15 protein-coding genes are annotated in these 22,033 nt (G+C 61.8%); 6 read left to right on the top strand and 9 right to left on the bottom strand.

Annotated elements, in window-relative coordinates:
• Window positions 1-16: 16 nt before the first annotated feature.
• Together pgm and PST29_RS14545 are read right to left on the bottom strand one after the other, a co-directional pair.
• Window positions 17-1,663 (bottom strand): phosphoglucomutase (alpha-D-glucose-1,6-bisphosphate-dependent), encoded by a 1,647-nt coding sequence (gene pgm, locus PST29_RS14550; RefSeq protein WP_060843480.1) that lies wholly within the window; start codon window positions 1,661-1,663, stop codon window positions 17-19.
• Between the two features lie 226 nt (window positions 1,664-1,889).
• Window positions 1,890-2,912, bottom strand: coding sequence for a zinc-dependent alcohol dehydrogenase family protein (locus PST29_RS14545; protein ID WP_060839125.1), 1,023 nt, complete (start codon window positions 2,910-2,912; stop codon window positions 1,890-1,892).
• A gap of 270 nt (window positions 2,913-3,182) precedes the next feature.
• Here PST29_RS14545 and PST29_RS14540 point away from each other — a divergent pair, with 270 nt between their 5' ends.
• Entirely contained in the window at window positions 3,183-4,097 is a 915-nt protein-coding gene (locus tag PST29_RS14540) for a LysR family transcriptional regulator (RefSeq protein ID WP_060839124.1), read from the top strand.
• Window positions 4,098-4,494: 397 nt separating this feature from the next.
• On the opposite strand, the gene PST29_RS14535 is transcribed toward PST29_RS14540, so the two are convergent.
• Window positions 4,495-6,621, bottom strand: a complete 2,127-nt coding sequence (locus PST29_RS14535) for a TonB-dependent siderophore receptor (RefSeq protein ID WP_060843479.1) — start codon at window positions 6,619-6,621, stop codon at window positions 4,495-4,497.
• Between the two features lie 277 nt (window positions 6,622-6,898).
• Between PST29_RS14535 and PST29_RS14530 the strand changes: the two genes are divergently transcribed.
• The 3 genes from PST29_RS14530 (at window position 6,899) to PST29_RS14520 (ending at window position 10,775) form a co-directional block, all read left to right on the top strand.
• Window positions 6,899-7,789 (top strand): amidohydrolase family protein, encoded by an 891-nt coding sequence (locus PST29_RS14530; RefSeq protein WP_060843478.1) that lies wholly within the window; start codon window positions 6,899-6,901, stop codon window positions 7,787-7,789.
• Window positions 7,790-7,836: 47 nt separating this feature from the next.
• Complete coding sequence (locus tag PST29_RS14525) at window positions 7,837-9,066, top strand: MFS transporter (protein WP_060839121.1); 1,230 nt, start codon at window positions 7,837-7,839, stop codon at window positions 9,064-9,066.
• Between the two features lie 98 nt (window positions 9,067-9,164).
• A complete protein-coding gene (locus PST29_RS14520; protein ID WP_060843477.1) occupies window positions 9,165-10,775 on the top strand; it encodes an amidohydrolase family protein in 1,611 nt (536 codons plus the stop codon).
• A gap of 91 nt (window positions 10,776-10,866) precedes the next feature.
• Here the strand turns inward: PST29_RS14520 and ydiJ are convergent, their stop codons facing one another.
• Window positions 10,867-13,932, bottom strand: coding sequence for a D-2-hydroxyglutarate dehydrogenase YdiJ (ydiJ, locus tag PST29_RS14515; RefSeq protein ID WP_060843476.1), 3,066 nt, complete (start codon window positions 13,930-13,932; stop codon window positions 10,867-10,869).
• 159 nt (window positions 13,933-14,091) lie between these two features.
• Here ydiJ and PST29_RS14510 point away from each other — a divergent pair, with 159 nt between their 5' ends.
• On the top strand, window positions 14,092-14,985 hold the full coding sequence (locus tag PST29_RS14510) for a LysR substrate-binding domain-containing protein (protein ID WP_060843475.1): 894 nt from the start codon (window positions 14,092-14,094) through the stop codon (window positions 14,983-14,985).
• 60 nt (window positions 14,986-15,045) lie between these two features.
• Here the strand turns inward: PST29_RS14510 and PST29_RS14505 are convergent, their stop codons facing one another.
• The 5 genes from PST29_RS14505 to PST29_RS14485 all read right to left on the bottom strand — a co-directional run bounded on the left by PST29_RS14505 (window position 15,046) and on the right by PST29_RS14485 (window position 20,394).
• Window positions 15,046-15,702 (bottom strand): VOC family protein, encoded by a 657-nt coding sequence (locus PST29_RS14505; protein ID WP_060843474.1) that lies wholly within the window; start codon window positions 15,700-15,702, stop codon window positions 15,046-15,048.
• A 232-nt stretch (window positions 15,703-15,934) separates the two neighbouring features.
• Window positions 15,935-16,306, bottom strand: coding sequence for a DUF4156 domain-containing protein (locus PST29_RS14500; protein ID WP_060839116.1), 372 nt, complete (start codon window positions 16,304-16,306; stop codon window positions 15,935-15,937).
• Window positions 16,307-16,515: 209 nt separating this feature from the next.
• Complete coding sequence (locus PST29_RS14495) at window positions 16,516-17,514, bottom strand: LacI family DNA-binding transcriptional regulator (RefSeq protein WP_060843473.1); 999 nt, start codon at window positions 17,512-17,514, stop codon at window positions 16,516-16,518.
• A 101-nt stretch (window positions 17,515-17,615) separates the two neighbouring features.
• On the bottom strand, window positions 17,616-19,091 hold the full coding sequence (locus PST29_RS14490; RefSeq protein WP_060843472.1) for a glycoside hydrolase family 32 protein: 1,476 nt from the start codon (window positions 19,089-19,091) through the stop codon (window positions 17,616-17,618).
• A 13-nt stretch (window positions 19,092-19,104) separates the two neighbouring features.
• A complete protein-coding gene (locus tag PST29_RS14485) occupies window positions 19,105-20,394 on the bottom strand; it encodes an MFS transporter (RefSeq protein ID WP_060843471.1) in 1,290 nt (429 codons plus the stop codon).
• Window positions 20,395-20,771: 377 nt separating this feature from the next.
• Between PST29_RS14485 and mexE the strand changes: the two genes are divergently transcribed.
• Window positions 20,772-22,019, top strand: coding sequence for a multidrug efflux RND transporter periplasmic adaptor subunit MexE (gene mexE / locus PST29_RS14480; RefSeq protein ID WP_060839112.1), 1,248 nt, complete (start codon window positions 20,772-20,774; stop codon window positions 22,017-22,019).
• Window positions 22,020-22,033: the final 14 nt, after the last annotated feature.

Raw genomic sequence — 22,033 nt, 5'->3', positions numbered from 1 at the left:
CCGGCTTTGGCGTGAATCAGTTGCCGCTGATGGCGGCGTCCACCAGGGCCTGGGCTTCCTGCACCAGCTGCTTGAGGTGATCGTCACCGATGAAGCTCTCGGCGTAGATCTTGTAGATGTCCTCGGTGCCCGATGGCCGGGCGGCGAACCAGCCGTTCTCGGTCATGACTTTCAGGCCACCAATGGCCTGATCGTTGCCCGGGGCCTGACTGAGGATCTGCTGGATCGGTTCGCCGGCCAGCTGGGTCGAGGTCACCTGTTGCGGCGAAAGCTTGCTGAGCAAGGCTTTTTGCTGCGGGTTGGCCTTGGCATCGACCCGTACCGAGAAAGGTTCGCCCAGCTCGTCGCACAGGGCGCGGTAGGCCTGGCTCGGATCACGACCGGTACGAGCGGTCATTTCAGCGGCCAGCAGCGACGGGATCAGGCCGTCCTTGTCGGTGCACCAGACGCCACCGTCCTTGCGCAGGAACGAGGCACCGGCACTTTCTTCCCCGCCAAAGCCCAGGGAGCCGTCGAACAGGCCGTCGGCAAACCACTTGAAGCCCACGGGCACTTCGTACAGGCGACGGCCCAAACGCGCCGCCACCCGATCGATCAGGCCGCTGCTGACCACGGTCTTGCCCACGGCGGCGTCGGCGCGCCATTGCGGACGGTTCTGGAACAGGTAATCGATGGACACCGCCAGGTAGTTGTTCGGTGCCAGCAGGCCGCCGCTAGGGGTGACGATGCCGTGGCGGTCGTGATCGGGGTCGCAGGCAAAAGCCACGTCGAAGCGCTCTTTCAGGCCGATCAATCCTTGCATGGCGTAGCTGGAGGATGGGTCCATGCGGATCTGTCCGTCCCAGTCCACCGACATGAAGCGGAAGGTGGCATCCACTTGCTGGTTCACCACGTCCAGATCAAGACGGTAGTGCTCGGCGATGGCCGACCAGTAGCGCACCCCTGCTCCACCCAGCGGATCCACGCCCAGGCGCAGCTTGGCGTTGCGGATGGCGTCGAGGTCGATGACGTTGATCAGGTCGGCGACGTAGGTATTGAGGTAGTCATGGCGATGTGTGGTATCAGCCTTCAGCGCCTGCTCGTAGCTGATGCGCTTGACTCCAGCGAGCTTGGCCGCCAGCAGTTCGTTGGCCTTGGCCTCGATCCACTTGGTGATATGGGTGTCGGCCGGGCCGCCATTGGTGGGGTTGTACTTGTAGCCACCGCTTTGTGGCGGGTTGTGGGAAGGCGTGATGACGATCCCGTCCGCCAGGCCCGAGGTCCGGCCGCGGTTGTAGCAGAGAATGGCATGGGACACCGCCGGGGTCGGGGTGTACTCGTCACCGGCAGCGATCATCACGGTCACGCCGTTGGCCGCCAGGACTTCCAGAGCGCTGGCCCCGGCCGGGGTCGACAGGGCGTGGGTGTCGATGCCCACGAACAACGGGCCATTGATGCCCTGGGATTCACGGTACAGGCAAATGGCCTGACTGATGGCCAGGACGTGCCATTCATTGAAACTCAGATCGAACGAACTGCCGCGATGCCCGGAGGTGCCGAAAGCCACGCGCTGGGTAGGCACCGAGGCATCGGGTTGACCGGTGTAATACGCCGTAACCAGTCGCGGGATATCGACCAGCAATTCAACCGGTGCCGGTTTACCCGCAAAAGGACTGAGAGTCATGCAAAACCTCTGGAAAAGGATGGTTCGGGAATGGAGCGCAGTTTACTGGCAGTTTGACCGCAGCGCGACGGAATCTATCCCGCAGCGCCGCGCTTTTCTGCAGGCGTCGACTGGCCGGCAAAAGGGGCCGTGAGCCCCGTGCAGTTTTCCAGAGATTCTTCGCCAACCGGCCGCGAGCCCAGGGCGCAGAAACAAAAACGCCAGGCTAGGCCTGGCGTTGGAGTCATCAGGCCGGTTCGACCTGGAGCGCCACCCGTTCGCGGCATGGACACTCGTCCATGTAACGGTGCGCTTCGACAAACTCGCTGAAAGGAAAGACCCGGGTCTTCAAGGGCAACAGCACCCGGTCCGCGGTCAACTGGTTGATGTCGCGCAGCGCACGCTGCAACGCCACCTGGTCCTGAATGATCCCCAGCTCCGGCTTGCCGGTGAAGTTGCCGATGCAGTGGACGAAGAACTGAATATTCTTCTGGAACGCCGCACAAGCCGGGAACGGCGTCTGGTTGCCGCCTTGCAAGCCGTACAGCACCAGGCTGCCTCGGGGCGCCAGGACGTCACCAAGCATCGACATCTGTGGACCGCCCAGACCATCGAACACCACGTCGACCCCACGGTTGTCGGTGAGCTTGTTGATCTGCATCAGCAGGTCCTGCTCCTCGGTGACGATGACTTTTTCGGCTCCCAGGGACAACAGGTACTCACGCTCTTCTGCGGTCTTGGTGGCGGCAATCACCCGCACACCCAGGGCCTTGCCCAACTGAACGAAGGACGGACCGGCGCAGTGACTGGCGTCGGTCACCAGGGCGAACTGCCCGGGCTTGACCCGCGCTAGATCAACGTAGGCGAAATAGGCGATCAACAGCGGCGTGTAATGCACGGCCGCCTCGATGGGGCTCAGCACATCCGGGTAGCGGGTCAGGGCCGAGCGCGGCAGGACGATCAGCTCGCCGTAGACCGGATAATCATTGGGACTTTCGGCAGGAAAGCTGGCGACCTTGTCACCGACCGCGAGGTCGTCGACGCCCTCGCCCACTGCGGTGACCACACCGGCCATTTCATGCCCCAGGCCCGATGGCAGGCGGGCATGGGACGACGCCAGGTTCTGCCGCCAGAGCACGTCGTACCAACTGATACCAATGGCTTCGACTCGTACCTGCACTTCGCCTGGCGCAGGCAACGAGGCCGCATGCTCTTCGCATTTGAGCACCTCGGCCGGTCCAAACTTGTGAAAACGAATCGTGCGGGACATCGCAAACCTCGTCAAATTAACCTCTAATGCCGCGAACTTTATCCGGGCTTTGAAAGCAAGACTATCAGTGCCTATTAATAGTCGACATGTCTGTCATTGATTCCGTGCCCTTGATAAGCGGGGCGGACAGCGCTTCCCGTGCGCGGCCTGACTACAAACAAACAACATTTAGCCGGTGCAGAGTACCAGCCTTTACCCGTAAGATTCACGCCGACCTTTTTACCCCGAGGGTCGCTTCCGTCAAGTTCGCTGACTCTGCCAGGACTCCAGATGAATCGTAATGACCTGCGTCGTGTCGACCTGAACCTGTTGATCGTGTTCGAAACCCTGATGCACGAACGCAGCGTGACCCGCGCCGCCGAGAAGCTGTTTCTTGGCCAGCCGGCCATCAGCGCCGCCTTGTCGCGCCTGCGCAATCTGTTCGACGACCCCCTGTTCGTGCGCACTGGCCGCAGCATGGAGCCTTCGGCCCGGGCAGTGGAAATCTTCGCCCTGCTCTCGCCGGCCCTGGATTCGATTTCCACCGCCGTCAGCCGCGCCGCCGAGTTCGATCCCGCCACCAGCACCACCGTATTTCGCATCGGTCTTTCCGACGACGTGGAATTTGCCCTGCTGCCGATGCTGCTCAAGCGCTTGCGCGCCGAAGCCCCGGGCATCGTCCTGGTGGTGCGTCGGGCCAACTACCTGCTGATGCCGTCGCTGCTGGCCTCCGGCGAAATCTCCATCGGCGTCAGCTACACCGCCGACCTGCCGGCCAACGCCAAGCGCAAGGTCTTGCGCCGCAGCCTGCCCAAACTGCTACGGGCCGACACCGTGCCCGGCGCCCTCAGCCTGGACGACTTCTGCGCCCGCCCCCACGCCCTGGTGTCGTTCGCCGGGGACCTGAGCGGCTTTATCGATGAAGAACTGGAGAAACTCGGACGCAAGCGCCACGTGGTGCTCGCCGTGCCGCAGTTCAACGGCCTGAGCACCCTGCTGGCCGGTACCGACATCCTCGCCACCGTTCCGGACTACACCGCCGAAGCCCTGACCGCCGCCGGCGGAGTACGTGCTGAAGATCCGCCCCTGCCGGTGCGCAGTTTTGAACTGCACATGGCCTGGCGCGGCTCACAGGACAACGATCCAGGGGAGCGCTGGTTGCGTTCGCGGATTCAGATGTTCTTTGGCGATCCGGACAGTCTTTGATCGAAGCGGCTTGAGCGCATCAAGCAACGCTATGGCGGGCCAAGGCGATATGGGTGCCTGAGCGCCGGGCCGACGGATTGAGCAATCGGCGCCGTCGGACGCCCCGGCACCCGACTCAGTTGGCGCGAATCATCCAGCAGATCACCTTTGGCTGCGGCGTCAGAGTCCGCGAGCAACCCGGCAAGTCCCGCTGACAAGCCCATGCCAAGCGGTGCCGCTATGTATTGCTCGGGTATCTGCCAGCGCCTGCCCGGTGCCCCGGTGTTCGACTGCCAGGCCCACGCGCCGTCAGCGCGCGGGCGCCGGGTCAGCACCCTATCCCTGGTTTTTTCGAGGTGGCTGTGCAGGTCGCCGTAACATCAGGCCAAGCTCGGCCCCCGCCGGCAAAACACACTCGCTACAAGGTGTAGGCAATGCCCAATTGCAGCGTCCGCGGGGCCCCTGGGTAGGCGTAAACGTTGCCGAACGCGCCCTCTTCATATTCACGATCAAAGAGGTTTTTCAGGTCAAGATTGAGCCGCACCTTGTCATTGACCTTGTAGAAACTGAGCAAGTCGACAACGGTGTAGCTGCCCATCGAAAACCCGGTGTTGGCGGTTTGCCCGGCGCGCTCGTCGATGTACTTGAGTCCGCCACCCAGGCCCAGGCCCTTGAGGATGCCGTCCTGGAACTCGTACATGTTCAGCAGGCTGAAGCTGTTTTTCGGGATGTTCAACAGCCGCGTGCCAGAGCGCAGCACGTTGTCCTTGGTGACTTCGGCATCGACATAGGCGTAGCCGCCGATCACGCGCCATTCGGGACTGAGGTTGCCGGCAACGTTGACATCGAAACCACGACTTCGCACTTCACCGGCCGCAACGCTGAAGGTCGAATCAACAGGGTCGGCGGTCAACACGTTGCGCTTTTCGATCTGATAGATCGCCGCGTCGACACTCAACTGCTGGTCCAGTGCTTCCCACTTGATACCCATTTCATAAGACTTGCCCTTCTCCGGCGCAAATCCGCCACCGAGGCGGCTGGCGCCGGTGTTGGGCTTGAACGAGCGAGCGGTGTCGGCGTAGATCGCAAAGGTTTCGGTCAAGTCGTAGCTCACCCCCATGCGCGGTGTGACGGCATTGTCACTGGCCTGCCAACTCCTGCCGCCGGGTACATAGGTTTCGTAGTCATGTTCGAAGCGTTCGAAACGCGCCCCCGCCAGCACTTTCAGTTTGTCGGTCAGTGCCACTTGGTCCTGCACGAACGCGGCATAAGTCTTGAGGTTTTCCTGGTCATGAGTCGGCGTGCGGGTCAGGGCCGGACGCGGCTGGCCGTACACCGGATCGAAGAGGTCGATGGGGTACGCACCGACAGCGCCGCTGGAGCGTTGAATGATCGACTGGTAGTCGTAGTCTTCGTACTCGATGCCGGTCAGCAACGTGTGCTGCACACCGGCGGTATCGAAACGACCGGTCAGGTTGAGCTGAACATCCTGGTCGGTCCACTCCAGCTTGCGATAGTTGAAATTGCGCCCCAAGGTGCGGCCGTCGGCGGCAATACCGTTGGCCTCGACCGCGTTGCCCTTGAGCGAACCATCAAGCCACTGCACGCCACCGCCCAGGGTCCAGTCGTCGTTGAGCAGGTGGTCGAAACGCAGTTGCGCCATGTTGTTGTCGTTGTGCAACTTGCCCACGTCTTTTTCACCGAAAAAACTGTCGCGAGATGCGCTGCCAACCTGCTTCGCGTACCGGGTCATGCCTCGATCCAGAGGCGCGTTGTTACGCATGAAATCACCTTCGAACATCAGCCGGGTCGCATCACTGACCTGCCAGGTGAGCACCGGCGCAATGCCGTAGCGCTCGGTGTCGACATGATCGCGGAAGGTGTCGCCGCCCTCGCCCACCACGTTCAGTCGATAGGCCAGGCGCCCTTCTTCGTCGAGCGGCCCGGAAGCATCCAGCGTGCCGCGCTTCATGCCCTGGTCGTTGAATTGACTGCCCAGGGTGACCGTGCGCTCGGGCAACGGCTGTTTGGAAACCACGTTGAAAGTACCGCCAGGATCACCCCGGCCGTAAAGCATGGTTGCCGGGCCGCGCAGCACTTCAAGGCGCTCAATGGTGTTGGCATCCGGCATGTTCGGATAGCCGCGGTTGATCGGAAAACCGTTGCGGTAAAACTCGCCCGTGGTGAAGCCACGAACGGTAAAGGTGGTCAGCCCCTGTCCGCCAAAGTTGTTCGCCCGCCCCACGCCCCCGGCGTAGTCCAGCGCGTCCTGCAAACGAGTGGCTCCGAGATCCTCGACCGCATCCTTCGCGACCACGCTGATCGACTGCGGGGTTTCATGGATCGAGGTATCGGTACGCGTGGCGCTGGCCGAGCGCGTCGCGCGGTAACCCTGCACCGGGCCGTCCGCCCGTTCATAAGTCGCGGTGCCGATGACATCGGCCGTGTCCAACTCAAGGCTTGAGGGCTTTACCTGCGCTTGTTCAGCCCATGAAGTAGACGACAACGCTTGCAGCACACAAATGGAAAGCAGGGTTCGACGCATGGAGAGGAAAACCTTTACGAATAGGCCAATACAAGCGGTGAAACCGCCAAAAAACGCCCGCGAATGCTATACAAAACTATTCGCAATTAATACAAATTCCCATTAGCTCACAAATCGCCATTTCTCCGCCGGGCGAAATCCGCACCTGCGCGCATTGACAAGGCCATGGCAAAAATTCAACATGCCAGCACTTGTTGGACAACCTACAACCAACAACCAACAAGTACCGCTTTTCAGCCGCCAAGGCGTGCGAAGAGCTGTCGAGGAGATGAAATCCATGTCTCACCCCAAATCCGCCACAGCATGGCCGCCCTCCTGTGCCGCCCCGAGAGAAAAGATCCGAGCGCCCAGCTTCGTGCTGCCGGCAGGTGCGTGCGACACCCATGCACATGTGATCTGCGCCGATTTCGCGCGCTATCCCCTGGTATCCGACCGCAGTTACACCCCGCCTCCCGCACCTGAGGCGTTGTATCTGGACATGTTGCGGGCGACGGGAATGCAGCGAGGGGTGTTGGTGCAGCCCAGCGTCTATGGCACCGACAACCGCTACATGCTCGAGGTGTTGCAACGTCATCCCGATCAACTGAGGGGGGTCGCGGTCGTCGACGAACGAATCTGCGATGACGAACTGGCGCACATGCACGCCTTGGGTGTGCGTGGAGTGCGCATCAACGTTCTGTTTCGTGGCGGAGTAAATCTGGACTTGATGGAGCGTCTGGCCCATCGAGTTGCCGACCTTGGCTGGCACATGCAGTTTTTGATTGATGTCCGGCTTTTAAGCGAGCTGCAGGCGCGGATAGCCAAGCTGCCCTGCCCTGTAGTGATCGATCACTTCGGACACTTCCCGGCCCACTTGGGCGTCAAGGAGCCGGGCTTCGAGCTGCTGCTGAAAAACGTGGCGGAACAGGGTTGGTGGGTCAAATTGTCGGGCGCTTATCGCCTGAGTGAGCAGCCTCCGGACTATGCCGATACGGATGCCCTGGCCCATGCCTTGCTGGGCGCCGCACCCGAACGCATGGTTTGGGGCAGCGACTGGCCTCACGTCGCCCTCCAAAGCACGCCCGACACCGGTTCATTACTGGATCGCTTGCACTCATGGGCGCCCGGTGAACGCCAACGACAGAGCATCCTGGTCGACAACCCAGCCGTTCTGTACGACTTCAAATAACAAAAACAATAACCCAGCAGCACCGAGGTGCTGCACGGAGAACAATAATGAGTTGGTTTAGCGAACTTAATACCGTTGAAAAACGCACCTTCTATTCGGCATTTGGCGGTTGGGCTTTGGACGCCCTGGACTTCATGGTGTTCACCTTTGTCATCGCCTCGCTGATGACCCTCTGGCACATCGATAAGGGATCAGTGGGATTGCTGAGCACCGTGACACTGCTTTTTTCGTCCATTGGTGGATGGGGAGCGGGGATTCTGGCGGACCGCTACGGTCGGGTGCGGCTGCTGCAGATCAGCATTCTGTGGTTCTCGATCTGCACGGTGCTGATCGGCTTCGCGCAAAACTTCGAACAGCTGTTTGTTCTTCGCGCGCTGCAGGGCCTCGGGTTTGGAGGCGAGTGGGCCGTGGGCTCGGTGTTGATCGGCGAAATGGTCCGAGCGGAGCATCGCGGCAAGGCCGTGGGTATCGTGCAGAGTGGATGGGCCGTCGGCTGGGGCGCGGCCGCGCTGCTTTACACAGTGGCCTTCAGCTACCTTCCGGAAGACCTTGCCTGGCGCTCGCTGTTTTGGATCGGCATCGCACCTGCACTCCTGGTCCTCTACATTCGTAAATACGTGCCAGAGCCCGAGGTCTTCCTGCAGACCAAAAAGCACCAGAGCGAAACAGGCGACACGGTGGCTTTCTGGCACATTTTCTCCCCTTCGCTGCTGCGCACCACCCTGTTGTCGGCTCTGCTGTGCATGGGTGTGCAAGGTGGCTACTACGCGATCACCACATGGCTGCCGGCCTATCTGAAGCTGGAGAAGGGCCTGTCGGTCTTCGGCACCGGAAGTTATCTGCTGGTCGTCATCATGGGGTCGTTCTTCGGTTACGTCTGCGGCGCCTTCCTGTCCGACCGGCTGGGACGCCGCGCCAACTTCATCATCTTCGCCGTTCTGTCGGCCGTCAGCGTGATCTGCTACATGCAGCTGAACCTGACCAATACCCAGATGCTGATTCTCGGCTTTCCCTTGGGTTTCGCCGCTTCCGGTATCTACAGCGGCATGGGGGCCTTTCTGACAGAGCTCTACCCTTCGGCAGTGAGGGCCAACGGCCAGGCGTTCTCCTATAACTTCGGGCGGGCGGTGGGTGCTCTGTTTCCAGGGCTCGTCGGTTTCATAAGTGCCCAATACAGCCTGGGCACCGCGATCGCGATGTTCGCCGGAGGTGCCTACTGCCTTGTCCTGGTGGTGACCTGCTTCCTCCCGGAAACCAAGGGCAAGCAATTGCACTGAGCGAGCCATCATTTGTTAGAGTAACGCCCGCGTATCGTTCGTTACGCGGGCGTTCTACGTTTCAAGCTTTTGAAACTGACATTCGATGACTGAGTAAAATGACTATAAAAGCAATTGGCCGACGTGATCACTTCTCGGTTGAAATCTTTCGTTATCTGGAAAGTGAAATACGTGAAGGCCGACTCCGTCCCGGTGATCGCATCCCCACCGAAAGTCGCTTGGCCGAAGCCTTCGCTGTCAGCCGAAATGTAGTGCGTGAAGCCGTGGCCCGGCTCAATTCGGCCGGTCTCGTCATCAGTCGCCAAGGGCTTGGGGTGTTTGTTGCCACCGAAGCCAATCAGAGCAGCTTCCGCATCACTCAAGAGGAACTGACCGACAGCAACAAGCTGCGTCAGCTGTACGAACTGCGCCTGGACCTCGAAGTCGCCGCCGCCGCCATGGCCGCCCGACGCCGCTCGCGCAATCAGTTGAACAAGATCGCAGCGGCCCTGGACACCCTGCGCACCGGCCTACAAAACCGTCAGGACATGCTGGAGCACAGCCTGCAGTTCAAGCGGGCAATTGCCGACGCCACAGGCAATGACTACTTTCGCAACTTCATCATCTTTCTCTGCAGCCACGTCTACGAAGCGGCCTTGCTGGAGAACCGCCTGGTTCGTTCGAGCGACCTCGGCGAAACGCTGCTGGCCGAACACCAGGCGATCTTCGATGCCATCAAACTCGGCGACCCCGACCTCGCCAGACGCGCCACCTGGCAACAAATCATCAACTCCGCCGAGCGCAATGGATTGCGCGGATTGCAAGGCTGGGAAATCACGCGGATGAGTTCGCTGGGCGAAACCTATGCGCCGCAATGCGCAGGCCCGGATCCCGAGCCTCGCCAACTGCAACGCACCTTGCCGGAGGGCGCATGCGACTGCCACTTCCACGTCTTTGGTGACGAGCATGGGCAACCGTTCTCCCCTCACCGCTCCTACACGCCGCCGCCCGCTCCCCTGGAGGCCTTTCAGCGTGTCCAGAAAACCCTCGGGTTGAGTCGCGCAGTCATCGTCCAACCCAGTGTCTATGGGGCCGATAACAGCACCACCCTGGCGGCGCTGAAAGAAGGGGGCAGTGCACTGCGCGGCGTGGTGGTGATCGATACCGACACCGATCCACACACCCTGTCGTCGATGCATCGCCTCGGGGTCCGCGGCGTGCGCGTCAACCTGATCTTCAAAAGTGGCGTTGAGGTATCGGATGTTGCGGCCCTGGCGGAAAAAGTCGCACCCCTTGGCTGGCACCTTCAGTTGCTGATCGATATCACCGAATTCGCCGACTTGTATGAAACCGTGGCCAGCCTGCCCGTGCCGGTCGTCATCGACCATATGGGGCACATGCCCACCAGTTGCGGGCTGAACCACCCGGGCTTCATCGACCTGCTGCGGCTGCTGAAAGAAGGCCGTGCGTGGGTCAAGCTTTCCGGCGCCTATCGCTTTACCGCGTCGAAGGACTTCCCTTACGACGACGTAACGCCCTACGCCCGGGCGCTGATCGAGGCCAACCCGAACCGCCTGCTATGGGCAAGCGATTGGCCACATCCGTGCATACCGGTGCCGATGCCCAACGACGCCAGCCTGCTGGAGATGCTGTTCGACTGGGTTGAAAACGATGACGCGCTGATCAAGCAGATCCTGGTGGATAACCCGGCACAGCTCTACGGCTTCTGATGCCCCCCTGACGCGCCGGCCACCCACCGATACACGCCAGTCCACAGCGACAGACACCCGAGGCCGTCACAGCGCCTCGGGCCCGTGCCACTCAAGCTCCTGAAGATTGGGCGGCGGCGCGCATCAGCTTCAGCAACGCCTGCAGCGGATGCTCAACCGTCTGTCCGTCCTTGCGCTTGACCTGGCTTCGACACGAATAGCCATCCGCCAGCAGGCGCCCTGCCCCATTGAGACGGGCCACCAGCGGCCCCCAGGACTGACTGTAAATGACGTCGGACGTCTCGGCGTTCCGGGCTTCGTGGCCGTAGGTTCCGGACATCCCGCAGCAGCCGCTGGCTTGTACCTGCAACGTCAGGCCGACTCGCGCGAAGATCGTCTGCCACAGGGCCACGCTGCCCGGTTCGTTGGTTTTTTCGGTGCAGTGCGGCAGAAAGTAGTAAGTCCCCTGATCGGCGCCCAGCGCCGATGGCGCCAGTACCTGCGCCAGCCACTCCTGCGGCAGCAGCACCGTCGGCGCTTGATCCTGCCCCAGGGTCTTGGCGTACTCCTGCCGATACACCAGGGTCATCGCCGGATCCAGCCCCACCAGGGGAATCTGATATCGGTGCAGCTGGCGAAGGGACCGGCCGTTGAAATGCGCGGCCTTTTCGAAGGCTTTCAAGAAGCCCTGGACCTGCAGCGGCTTGCCATTGGCCGCGAACGGCGCGATGTACACCTCGAACCCCAGCCTGGAAATCAATTCGATCCAGTCAGCCAGCAGCGGTGTTTCGAAGTAACGGGTAAAGGCGTCCTGCACGAGAATCACGCTGCGAGCACGTTGCGCCTCGTCCAGCCCCTCAAGCCGTGCGGGCGACGCCACGCGCACGTTCCACCGGCGGCAAACCTCATCGAAATTCAGCAAGCTCAGCAGCGGGCTGTCGATCATCCCGGCCACCCGCCGCAGCAACGCCCCCACCATCCGCGAGCCGAGGATGCCGTTGTACAAGCGCGGCACGCGGGCGAAGTAGGGAATCGTGTACTCCAGGGAGCCGATGAGGTAATCCTTCAGCGGGCGCAGATAGCGGCTGTGGTACAGCTCCAGGAATCGCGAACGAAAGTCCGGCACATTGACTTTCACCGGGCACTGCCCCGCACAGGACTTGCAGGCCAGGCACCCGGCCATTGCATCGTAGACCTCATGGGAAAAGTCTTTCTGGCCCATCTTCTGCGCAAGCGTATTGACCGCACGTCGCGGCAGGCCGAGAAGCGCGGCCCCGGACGAGAGCCCCCCTTGGCAAGCCAGCACATCGACACCTTGCTGCCCCTGCAAGCGCAGCCATTCACGCACCAGGGAAGCCCGCCCCTTGGGCGAGTGCACTCGGTTGCGGGTGCCTTTCCAGGAAGGACACATGGCGTCATCGGGATCGAAGTTGTAGCAGGCGCCGTTGCCATTGCAATGCACGGCGGCGTCATAGTGCGACCAGACCCGCTCATCAATGGTGCGATCCAGCTCGCCCCGCAACTGGACTTCATCCACCCGGGTCAACCGGGCGCCGGGCAGCGTCTTTGGCGTGGCGATCTTGCCCGGGTTGAGCTGGTTGTTCGGGTCAAAAGCCGCCTTGAGTTCCTGCAGGGCCGGATAGAGTTCACCGAAGTAGTCGGGCACGTATTGCGAGCGCAGTCCTTTGCCGTGCTCGCCCCAGAGCAAGCCGCCGTGCCGTTGCGTCAGCTCGGCGACGGCGTCCGAAATGGGCCGGATCAGCGCCGCCTGAGCCGGGTCTTTCATGTCCAGGATCGGCCGCACATGCAGGACCCCGGCGTCCACGTGGCCGAACATGCCATATTCCAGGCCATGGCTATCGAGCAGCTCGCGAAATTGCCCGATGAAATCGGCCAGGTGCTCGGGAGGAACAGCGGTATCTTCAACGAACGGCTGGGGCCTGGCGGAACCCTTGACGTTGCCCAGCAGCCCCACCGCCCGCTTGCGCATCGCGTAGACCCGCTTCACTGCCTCGGCGCCGACGGCCAGGGTGTGCCCCAATCGCACCACGCGGGTGTCACGCTGCAGGTGCAGGACAAATTCATGCACCCGTTGCAGCAGGGCCGCCTCGTCGTCGCCACTGAATTCAATCAGGTTGATGCCCAGGGTCGGCACATCGAGGTCTTGGGGAAAGTATTCGGCGACGCCGTGCCAGACGATGTCGTTCATGGCCAGTCCGAGGACCTTGGAGTCCACCGTCTCGATGGACAGGGGCTTGAGCTCCATCAACGCCTTGGCGTCGCGCAATGCGTCCATGAAGCCGGCATAACGCACATTGACCAGGATCGAATACTGGGGAATGGGCAGCACATTCAGCGTGGCTTCGACAATGAAACCCAGCGAGCCTTCGGAGCCGCACAGGACACTGCTCAGATTGAGGCGTTCATCGGGCTCCTGCAGATGCGCCAGGTCGTACCCCGTGAGGCACCGGTTCAGCTTGGGAAACGTGTGTTCGATAAGCTCGGCATACTGCTGCACGATCTGCGACGCACATCGATACACCGCGCCAACCTTGTCTTCGCGACGGGCCTGCGCCTGCCACTGTTCAGGCTCCAGGGGCGCACTGTCGAGCCGCTCGCCACCGATGAGAATGGTGGACAGCGCCAGGACATGATCACGGGTTTTCCCATAGGTGCAGCTTCCCTGACCGCTTGCGTCGGTGTTGATCATGCCGCCGATCGTGGCCCGATTCGAGGTCGACAGCTCGGGCGCGAAAAACAGCCCGTGGGCTTTCAACGCCGCGTTGAGCTGGTCTTTGACCACGCCGCTTTGCACCCGCACCCAACGTTCCTCGACGTTGATCTCGAGGATGCCGTTCATATGCCGTGACAGGTCGACCACAACCCCACTGGTCAACGATTGACCATTGGTGCCGGTTCCGCCGCCCCGCGGCGTGAGCACCACCGAGCTGAATGGCGCCAGCGCCACGAGACGGGCCAACAGCTCGACATCCTGCACATTGCGCGGAAACACCGCGGCTTGCGGCAGGCGCTGATAGATCGAGTTGTCGGTTGCCAGCACGGTCCTGAGTCCATGATCGCGAGCGATTTCGCCCTGGAAACCCTCCTGTTCCAGGCGAGCCAGGAACAACTCACAGGCTGGGTTTTTGACTTCATGGGGAGACAACCGGGCAATCATGCTGGAATTCCTACTGGCGATACCGCTAATCTGAGCATTCTCGTTATGTATGCTTACCCCCCGACAGCTGATTCATGGCGAGGGGCACACCCCATATTTTGTGGGGCCAAGACGTTTCACACAAACGTAAAACCTGCAGCATTTGCATGAGCTTTATGAATGAACCCACGCCGACTGACCCCCTCGATGTCCCTGCTGGTCGCTTTCGAGGCCGCCGCCCGCCATTGCAGCTTCACCAGAGCCGCGGACGAGCTTGCCCTGACGCAAAGCGCAGTCAGCCGGCAAGTGCAAGCCCTGGAGTCGCAACTGGAGATCTCGCTGTTCAAGCGCGAGGGAAGAAAAATCGAGCTCACCGCCGCCGGCGCCCTTTACCAGCATGAGCTCACAGCCGCATTGGGCCGCATTCGCAGCGCCACCCTGCAGACCATCGCCTTCAAGGAAGACGATGGCCCGTTGAACCTGGCGGTGCTTCCAACGTTCGGCTCAAAATGGCTGCTGCCGAAAATGCATGAGTTTTATGCCCGTCATCCCAGGAACCTGGTGCATATCCACTCAAGGATCATTCATGCCGACAACCCCTCCAGCGTGGGCGACATGCAAGCCATCATCTGCGCGGGGAAAGGGGATTGGCCGGGCTACGTGTCGCACCTGTTGCTGCGAGAAAAGCTGATCGTGATCGCCAGCCCCAAAGCCCTGGCAGACACCCCCGAGCTGTCCCTCGACGACATCACCCATCATTTGCTGCTCAATGTGGTTTCGCGGCCCAACGGCTGGTCTGACTGGTTCGACTGCAACAACCTGGATCACCAGAAGATGCGCACGGGCCCCAGCTTCGAGCTCACCGCCCACCTGATCCAGGCGGTGGCCGCAGGCATAGGTATCGGGCTGGTTCCGGATATTCTGGTGCAGGATGAAATCGAGTCTGGGGCCGTGGTCAAACTGTTCGACCCCATGGAAAGCGGCCGCAACTATTACCTGACCTGCGCCGCGCGCTATCAGCATTTTCCGGCATTCAAGACATTCAGCGCCTGGCTGCTGTCCCTGCCCTCCTGAAGCGCCCGCTGCAAGCAGCGGGCTCAGCGGCAGCAATGACCGAGCGATCGGCGCAACGCATCACCAGCGCATGATCATCGGCAGCAGCGGACGAAAATCCCGGTGCTGGCCGCTGGCTCCATGATCGATTTCCACTTCGATCAGGTGCTCATCGCCCTGGACCATCGCAAAGCCCTGCAGCTGGTTTGCGCAGTGGGCAGCGGCTGAAAAAGCGTCGCGGGCGGGCGTGGTGATGCGCACCGCGGTCATCTCGCGAAAACCATTGGGATGTTCAAACGGCTGGGCGCGCTCAATCGGCGCCTCATCGGGTCTGTTGGCAAACGCCAGAAAAAACCACATCGGCTCGCTGAGCGGCGCATGCCCCACGTCGACTTTCAGGGCCGCGGGCAAATACTGGGGGCGATATTCCCAGACCGGAAACAGCGGCGCCTCGCCCTCGCTGGAGGGCCTGAAGCAGACGCCAAAGGGTGCGGCGTGTGCATCGTCACCCTTGAGGCGGTCATAGAGTCGTGTCGGCGCGGTCAACTGACTTTGCGCCTCGGCCTCATCGGTGAGATACAAAAGCTCGATGAACGCATTGCGCAAGAAGAACCGTCTGTTGGCAGTGCCTTGGCCCGGGTGGGTGTTCGGCGTCCCTTCAACCAATCCGAGGGCTTTCAATGCCTCAGCGCCTTGCCGGTGATCATTCACGCCAATAAAGATGTGGTCTGTTTGCATCGTCAATTCCCTTTGATCCCGATCGCCAGTAGCGGCCCTTTTGCCTGGGGCAAAAAAGCCGGCAAGCAGTCTGACATGGCCCCTTGCGGCCATCCACCAGCCATGCTCGAACGCACGTTGGCCAGCGATCCGTGGCACGCAGATGCCCCCAACCGAGGCCGACTTCGATAGCGCCGACAGGTCAGCTCTTGGCTGGGGAAAGATCTTCCGCGATCAAAGGGAGGGCGTCGGTTCAGGACTCAGGGCAGTGATAGACATTGCCCGAAAGCGTCACGTTGGTTTGCTCCAAGCGATTGTCCGAACCGGTCTGTCCGGCGCGCTGAGTGAGCAGATAAACCCGGTTGCCCCCCATCGCCGCGGCCTTGTTTTTCAGGTCGTTGCGGGCGCCGGTTTCGAGGTTGGCGTTGCCCGTGATACTGCCCAATAGAAAGTCGCCCTGACTGCCGGTGACATCGCCAAGAAACTTGCATTCACGTCCCGGTTCATTGTGGGTGATGCGCACATTGTTGGCCCCGGGTCCGGCGATTGAAGTGGGCGCGCAACCTGCCAGGACAAACAACGCGGCACACAGACCGATCCCCGTGAGCCTATGAGAGAGATACATCCGGATGATTCCTTTCGTGCATTTGGAGCGATACCCCGAGCGGAAAATCCTCCAGGGCGGTAGAGCGCGCAGTATCGAACTTTGCCAAAGCCGGAGTTGTATTAATCAGTGAATTTACAGTCAAAAAATGTAAAGGCAGGCCGACGATTGACCAGCCCCAGGATCATGGGCGCCCGCTGGCTGGCGCATTGTCCCGCCAGCCATGGCGTTCAGCAGGACTCGCGTTCCACCAGCGGGCATGCAACCCGGTGAATCATCGGCTGTTCCCTGCGTTCAATGAGGTATTGAGCAGCCCGCCGCCCCATCTCGTAATACGGCAATTGCACGGTACTGAGCGGCGGATAGAACAGCTCGGCAACACCGATCATGTTGTCGTACCCCAGGACCGCCACCTGATCCGGAATGCGCAGGCCGCGACTGAGCAAGTACTGGTAGGCGACCAAAGCGATCCGATCGTTACCGCACACCAGGAGATCGAACGCCGGCCGGCCTTGCAGCTCGCGCAACCGGCTCTCCAGCACGGTAATGGTTTCCTGATAGGCGTCGTCCTGGGACAGGTGGTATTGAGGCACATCGGCCACCGCTATCCCGGCTTCGGCGAAGGCGCGAGCCAATCCCAGCTGTCGCTGCTCCCAGGCCAGGCTGCTCTGCGGCAGGTTGATGCACAGCGGACTGCGGTAGCCCCGCTTGAGGGCGTAGCGCACCGCCTGATACTGACCGTCTGCGTCATCCGGCACGTAGCAGGCCACGCCGGGCTCCAGGCTCACGCAATTGCTCAGTACCAGCGGCAGGCTGCGCAGTACCGGGGGGATCTCGACGGTGCGCAGCTGCATGGCGCTGAAGATGATCCCGTCAGGCTGATGGGACAGCATCAGATCGATGGTCTGCTGGTTCGGCGGCACTTCAAAGACGTTGACGATGAACAGGTTCCAGCCGCTTTCGCGGGCGGTGCGCTCCATGGACAGGAGCATTTCCACAGCGAAGGGCGTGGTGGCGGTATCCAGGGCGAAGACGCCGATCGTCTTGCCACCCGAGGAGCCGCCGCGGATCTTTCGCGCAGAAAGGCTGGGGACATACCCCAGGGTCTCCACCGCTTGCAGAACTTTCGCCAGGGTTTCCTGATTGACCTTTTCCGGGGTATTGAGCGCCCTGGACACTGTCATGAAGGAAACCCCTGCCAGGCGCGCGACATCTTTAACTGAAGCCATTCGCAGGTGCCAATGCTGATAGGGCCGGGCATCATGTCATGCCTGGCAAAAGCATGACAACACGCCGCCGCAAGTCGTGCCAGGCGCGTCCCGCCCGCGCCTCAGAGGCGCAGATCGGCCAGGTGCCAGAGCGAAACGTCGCCGAAAGCACCGCGCCCATTGATGGCAAACGCCGTGACCGCCTGACTGTCGGGACCAGGATAGATACGGCTGCTCAAGCTGTAGGCGCCATCATCGACAAACACCTCGATAGAGGAACGATCCAGAAAAATCCGCAGGGCGATCCGGGTTTGCCCCCAGGCAATCGGCACGCTGCGTACCCCGCTCACACCGGCGCCCGAATGCTGCCGGTCAAGCACCAGACGGCGCGCCATGGCATCGAAATACACCAGGGTCCGCTCCTGCCGGTCCTCGCTGCAACGCAGGGCCAGACCGAAGCGCTCGGCGGTACTGCCAGCCAGGTCCAGGGTCAGTTCGAACTCCAGCAGCGTGCCTCGCTCATCGAGCAGGCAATCGGCGGATTCCACCGCGCCAATCGGCAAGGTCCGCAGCGACCGGCGCAAGGCCGTCAACTCGCGGGCCGGCCGCATGCGCAGCCGCTCGCCGTCGCGGCTCAACTCCCGAGGCAGCGACAGCGCTCCACACCAGTGATGCGCCTGACTCGGCATCGGGCTGTCCCACATGTCCATCCAGGCCCATAGCAGGCGGCGCCCGTCCGGCGCCAGCAGGGTCTGCGCAGCATAAAAGTCATGACCGTGATCCAGCTCGCGCAGCGTGCCGCACTCGCTGAAAAAACCCCGGTCGTCCAGCAGGCCCATTCGGTAGCTGTTCTGGAACTTGTTCCAGTTGTCATAGCCGCTGGGTTTCAGGCCCTGGGGCGAATAGAGAAACACGTCGCAGCCATCGAGTTCGAACAGGTCCGGACACTCCCACATGTAGCCGTCCGGCTGACGCTGCCCTTGCAGGGCGCAGCTCAGGTACTCCCAGTGCTGCAGATCGTGCGAACGATAGAGCAGCAGCTGCGGGTCGTCGCCGCAACGCGCGCCAAGGGCCATCCACCACTGCCCTGCCCGTCGCCACACCTTGGGATCGCGAAAATGCATGATGCCCGGCTCCGGCGCCGTCTCGATCACCACCCCGTGCTTGTGAAACGACACGCCATCGGTGCTGCTGGCCAGGCACTGGACCTGACGGATGTTCTGGTCGTCGCCCGGCGCGCCCAGCCACACATGCCCGGTGTAGATCAGGTACAGCCTGTCGTCCGCGACCACTGCAGACCCCGAGAAGCAGCCGTCGCGGTCATAGGCAGCGCCAGGCGCCAGCGCGATGGGCAGATGCTCCCAATGCACCAGGTCACGGCTCCTGGCATGTCCCCAATGCATCGGCCCCCATTGCGCCGAATAGGGATGATGCTGGTAGAACACGTGATATTCACCGCGAAAAAACACCAGGCCGTTGGGGTCGTTCATCCATCCCGCCGGCGGCGCAAGATGATAGGCGGGGCGAAAGTCGTTGCCCCGCTCAGCCAAGGTTTTTTCGATAGCGCGGTGCGCTTGGTCCAACAGTGCCGCGTGCATGGCTGGTTCCTGTCTAGGGTTCATAACGAAGGGCGGATTGAGAGATGGCGGGCAGCTCCGGCGAATCGCCAGGCCCGTCTTGGGAGGTGCCGCGCGCGGGGTCCTTGCGCAACAAGGTCCATGACAGCAGCAGGCAAGCGCCGACCAGGGCTGCCATGAGCACGTAGACGTTGGCGAAGCCGAAGCGGTCGTAGCCGTAGCCCACCAGCGGCGACAGCAGCATGGCGGTCAATTGCTGGGCGAACTGAAAGCCCACCAGGTAGATCGAGGCAGACAGCCGGGAGTCGAAATTGAGGGAAATGTATTTGAATATCGAGACCAGCAAGAGGGGCACTTCCAAGGCGTGCAACATCTTGCAGGTGGCGATGGTCCAGGCCTGCGTTGCCAACCCGGAACCGAGGATGCGCACGAACATGATGCCGCCCGCCAGGATCAGCCCGTATTTGGCGCCTGTGCGGCTGACCACCCAGGGGGCAAACAGCATCAGGACCGCCTCGACCAGCACCTGGGACGAGTTCAGGTAGCCATAGGCGCGGGTGCCCTCCTCCGGGGTCGGGAAAAACGAGGAGAAATACACCGGGAACTGTTGCTCGTAGATCATGTAGATCCCGCACACCCCCGTCAGGTAAAGGCTGAAGGCCCAGAATCGCGGGAGGACCAGCAACTTCCCGAGATCGTTCAGCTGCACCGGGCGGGCCGCCATGCCCGCCTGCGCCGCCGGTTGGTTCAAGCGGCTCAGGTCCAGGCGCGACAGGATCAACAGGAACACGATGCCGGCGGCGCTGCTCATGTAGAACGTGATGTCCGGATTGATGTTGAACACCACGCCGACCGCGCCCGTTGCACTGGCCCAGCCCAGCGATCCCCACATCCGGGTGGTTCCAAACTCGAAACCGGCATGCCGCGACAGGCGCTCGGTGTACGACTCGATCACCCCCACGCCGGCCAGCATCGCCAGTGCCAGGAACGCGGCACCGACCAGCGCCCCGAGCACCACGTTCTGCGCCAACAGGCCGGCATAGACATGAATCGCAAAGGGCGCGGCGGCACACAGCAGGATGCCAATCCACACCAGGAGCTTTTTGGACAGCCCGAGGCGGTCCTGGAGCGCGCCATAAAATGGCTGGACCAGCAACGCCGCAATGGCGTTGGCGGCAAAGATGAAGCCGGTTTCCGTGCCATTCAGGCCGATGACTCGATGCAGCCAGATAGAGAACAGCGAATAGCTGGACGACCACGAAAAGAAGAAGAAAAACAACAGGCCACTGATAAGCCAGTACTCGCGTTTGGCGGCAAGCTGCATGTGACGATCCTTTTGTTCTTATTTAGGTTAACGTTAACATAGCAACACATTACGCGTCTTCAAAGGCTTTGCTGTCAAGTGGGAGCCGCTGCAAAAAGTCTCCGAAGCGCCCTGCCTGGCCCGCTCAAGGTTCCTCCCCGAGCGCAGCTCAACCACCTCGCTGCCGATGGCGACCTGCGCCGACCAATGTTGCGTGGCGAGCAACAATGAATTGCGCGCGAGGGGATTGATAGCAGCCTAACGACAGGCGCAGGCTAGAGGGCTCGCTCGGGGCTTATATCATTCCGAATGATAGTTACCTTCGCTTCATTCGATTCGTGAGATACAGACCTGCCGAGCATCATCCGCCCATCTCAAATTACCTTGGCGGATGAACCATGGACCAGTCAGTCAAATTCTTGCGTTACCCCTTAGCCGCCCTCGCCGTTCTGGTCATGAGTGCCTGCGGCAAGGCCCCGGAAACCGCCTCCGCTCCGCCCGCCGCCAAAGTCAGCGTGGCCAAGGTACTGGAGCAGCCGGTCAACGAGTGGGACGAGTTCACCGGGCGCCTGGAAGCCCCGGAAACCGTGGAAGTCCGTCCACGGGTATCGGGCCAGATCGATCAGGTGGCCTTCACCGAAGGCGCCCTGGTGAAGAAAGGCGACCTGCTGTTCCAGATCGACCCGCGTCCGTTCCAGGCTGAAGTCCGCCGTCTCGAAGCCCAACTGCAGCAAGCCCGGGCCACCGCCACCCGCAGCGCCAACGAAGCCCAGCGCGGCCAGCGCCTGCTGACCAGCAACGCGATTTCCGCCGAGTTGGCCGACACCCGCAGCAGCGCCGCCCAGGAAGCCCGGGCCGGGGTCGATGCGATCCAGGCCCAACTCGACCTGGCCAAGCTCAACCTGAGCTTCACCCGGGTGGTGGCGCCCATCAGCGGTCGCGTCAGCCGTGCGCAGATCACTGCCGGCAACCTGGTGACCGCCGATGTCACCCCGCTCACCAGCCTGGTGTCCACCGACAAGGTCTACGCCTACTTCGACGCCGACGAGCGCGTGTACCTCAAGTACACCCAACTCGCCCGCCAGGGCCAGCGCGGCCAGACCACCCCGGTGTACCTGGGCCTGTCCAATGAAGAAGGCCACCCGCACCTGGGCCAGATGAACTTCGTCGACAACCAGGTCAACCCCAAGACCGGCACCATCCGCGGCCGCGCGGTGTTCGACAACCGTGACGGCAGCTACACCCCGGGCCTGTATGCGCGCCTGAAACTGGTGGGCAGCGGCACCTACTCGGCGATGCTGATCAACGACGAAGCCGTGGGCACCGACCTGGGCAAGAAGTTCGTGCTGGTGATGGACGCCGACAACAAGCCGGCCTACCGCGCCGTGGAACTGGGGCCGAAGATCGAAGGCCTGCGCATCGTGCGCAGCGGCCTGAGCAAGGACGACACCATCATCGTCAAGGGTCTGCAGCGGGCACGTCCCGGCGCCCCGGTGACGCCTGAAGTGATCCCCATGGCCAGCCAGGAAACCCTCGCCGCCCTGGCCCAACAACGCCAAGCACTGGAAGCCAGCAACCTGCCGCAGGTCACCCCTGCCAAGGCGGCTCCGGCTGTGAAACTCGCCGCTGCGACTCCGCGCGGTTAAGGGACGACTCTCAA

It is taken from the genome of Pseudomonas sp. St29 (assembly GCF_001547915.1).
Taxonomy (GTDB): domain Bacteria; phylum Pseudomonadota; class Gammaproteobacteria; order Pseudomonadales; family Pseudomonadaceae; genus Aquipseudomonas.
The sequence above is the reverse complement of the archived record's forward strand: the minus strand, read 5'-3'. Positions and strand labels throughout refer to the sequence as shown.

Bases quoted from the DNA above. Each gene is read 5' to 3' on its own strand.
- pgm (WP_060843480.1), bottom strand. From the start codon at position 1,663: ATGACTCTCAGTCCTTTTGCGGGTAAACCGGCACCGGTTGAATTGCTG.
- PST29_RS14545 (WP_060839125.1), bottom strand. From the start codon at position 2,912: ATGTCCCGCACGATTCGTTTTCACAAGTTTGGACCGGCCGAGGTGCTC.
- PST29_RS14540 (WP_060839124.1), top strand. From the start codon at position 3,183: ATGAATCGTAATGACCTGCGTCGTGTCGACCTGAACCTGTTGATCGTG.
- PST29_RS14535 (WP_060843479.1), bottom strand. From the start codon at position 6,621: ATGCGTCGAACCCTGCTTTCCATTTGTGTGCTGCAAGCGTTGTCGTCT.
- PST29_RS14530 (WP_060843478.1), top strand. From the start codon at position 6,899: ATGTCTCACCCCAAATCCGCCACAGCATGGCCGCCCTCCTGTGCCGCC.
- PST29_RS14525 (WP_060839121.1), top strand. From the start codon at position 7,837: ATGAGTTGGTTTAGCGAACTTAATACCGTTGAAAAACGCACCTTCTAT.
- PST29_RS14520 (WP_060843477.1), top strand. From the start codon at position 9,165: ATGACTATAAAAGCAATTGGCCGACGTGATCACTTCTCGGTTGAAATC.
- ydiJ (WP_060843476.1), bottom strand. From the start codon at position 13,932: ATGATTGCCCGGTTGTCTCCCCATGAAGTCAAAAACCCAGCCTGTGAG.
- PST29_RS14510 (WP_060843475.1), top strand. From the start codon at position 14,092: ATGAACCCACGCCGACTGACCCCCTCGATGTCCCTGCTGGTCGCTTTC.
- PST29_RS14505 (WP_060843474.1), bottom strand. From the start codon at position 15,702: ATGCAAACAGACCACATCTTTATTGGCGTGAATGATCACCGGCAAGGC.
- PST29_RS14500 (WP_060839116.1), bottom strand. From the start codon at position 16,306: ATGTATCTCTCTCATAGGCTCACGGGGATCGGTCTGTGTGCCGCGTTG.
- PST29_RS14495 (WP_060843473.1), bottom strand. From the start codon at position 17,514: ATGGCTTCAGTTAAAGATGTCGCGCGCCTGGCAGGGGTTTCCTTCATG.
- PST29_RS14490 (WP_060843472.1), bottom strand. From the start codon at position 19,091: ATGCACGCGGCACTGTTGGACCAAGCGCACCGCGCTATCGAAAAAACC.
- PST29_RS14485 (WP_060843471.1), bottom strand. From the start codon at position 20,394: ATGCAGCTTGCCGCCAAACGCGAGTACTGGCTTATCAGTGGCCTGTTG.
- mexE (WP_060839112.1), top strand. From the start codon at position 20,772: ATGGACCAGTCAGTCAAATTCTTGCGTTACCCCTTAGCCGCCCTCGCC.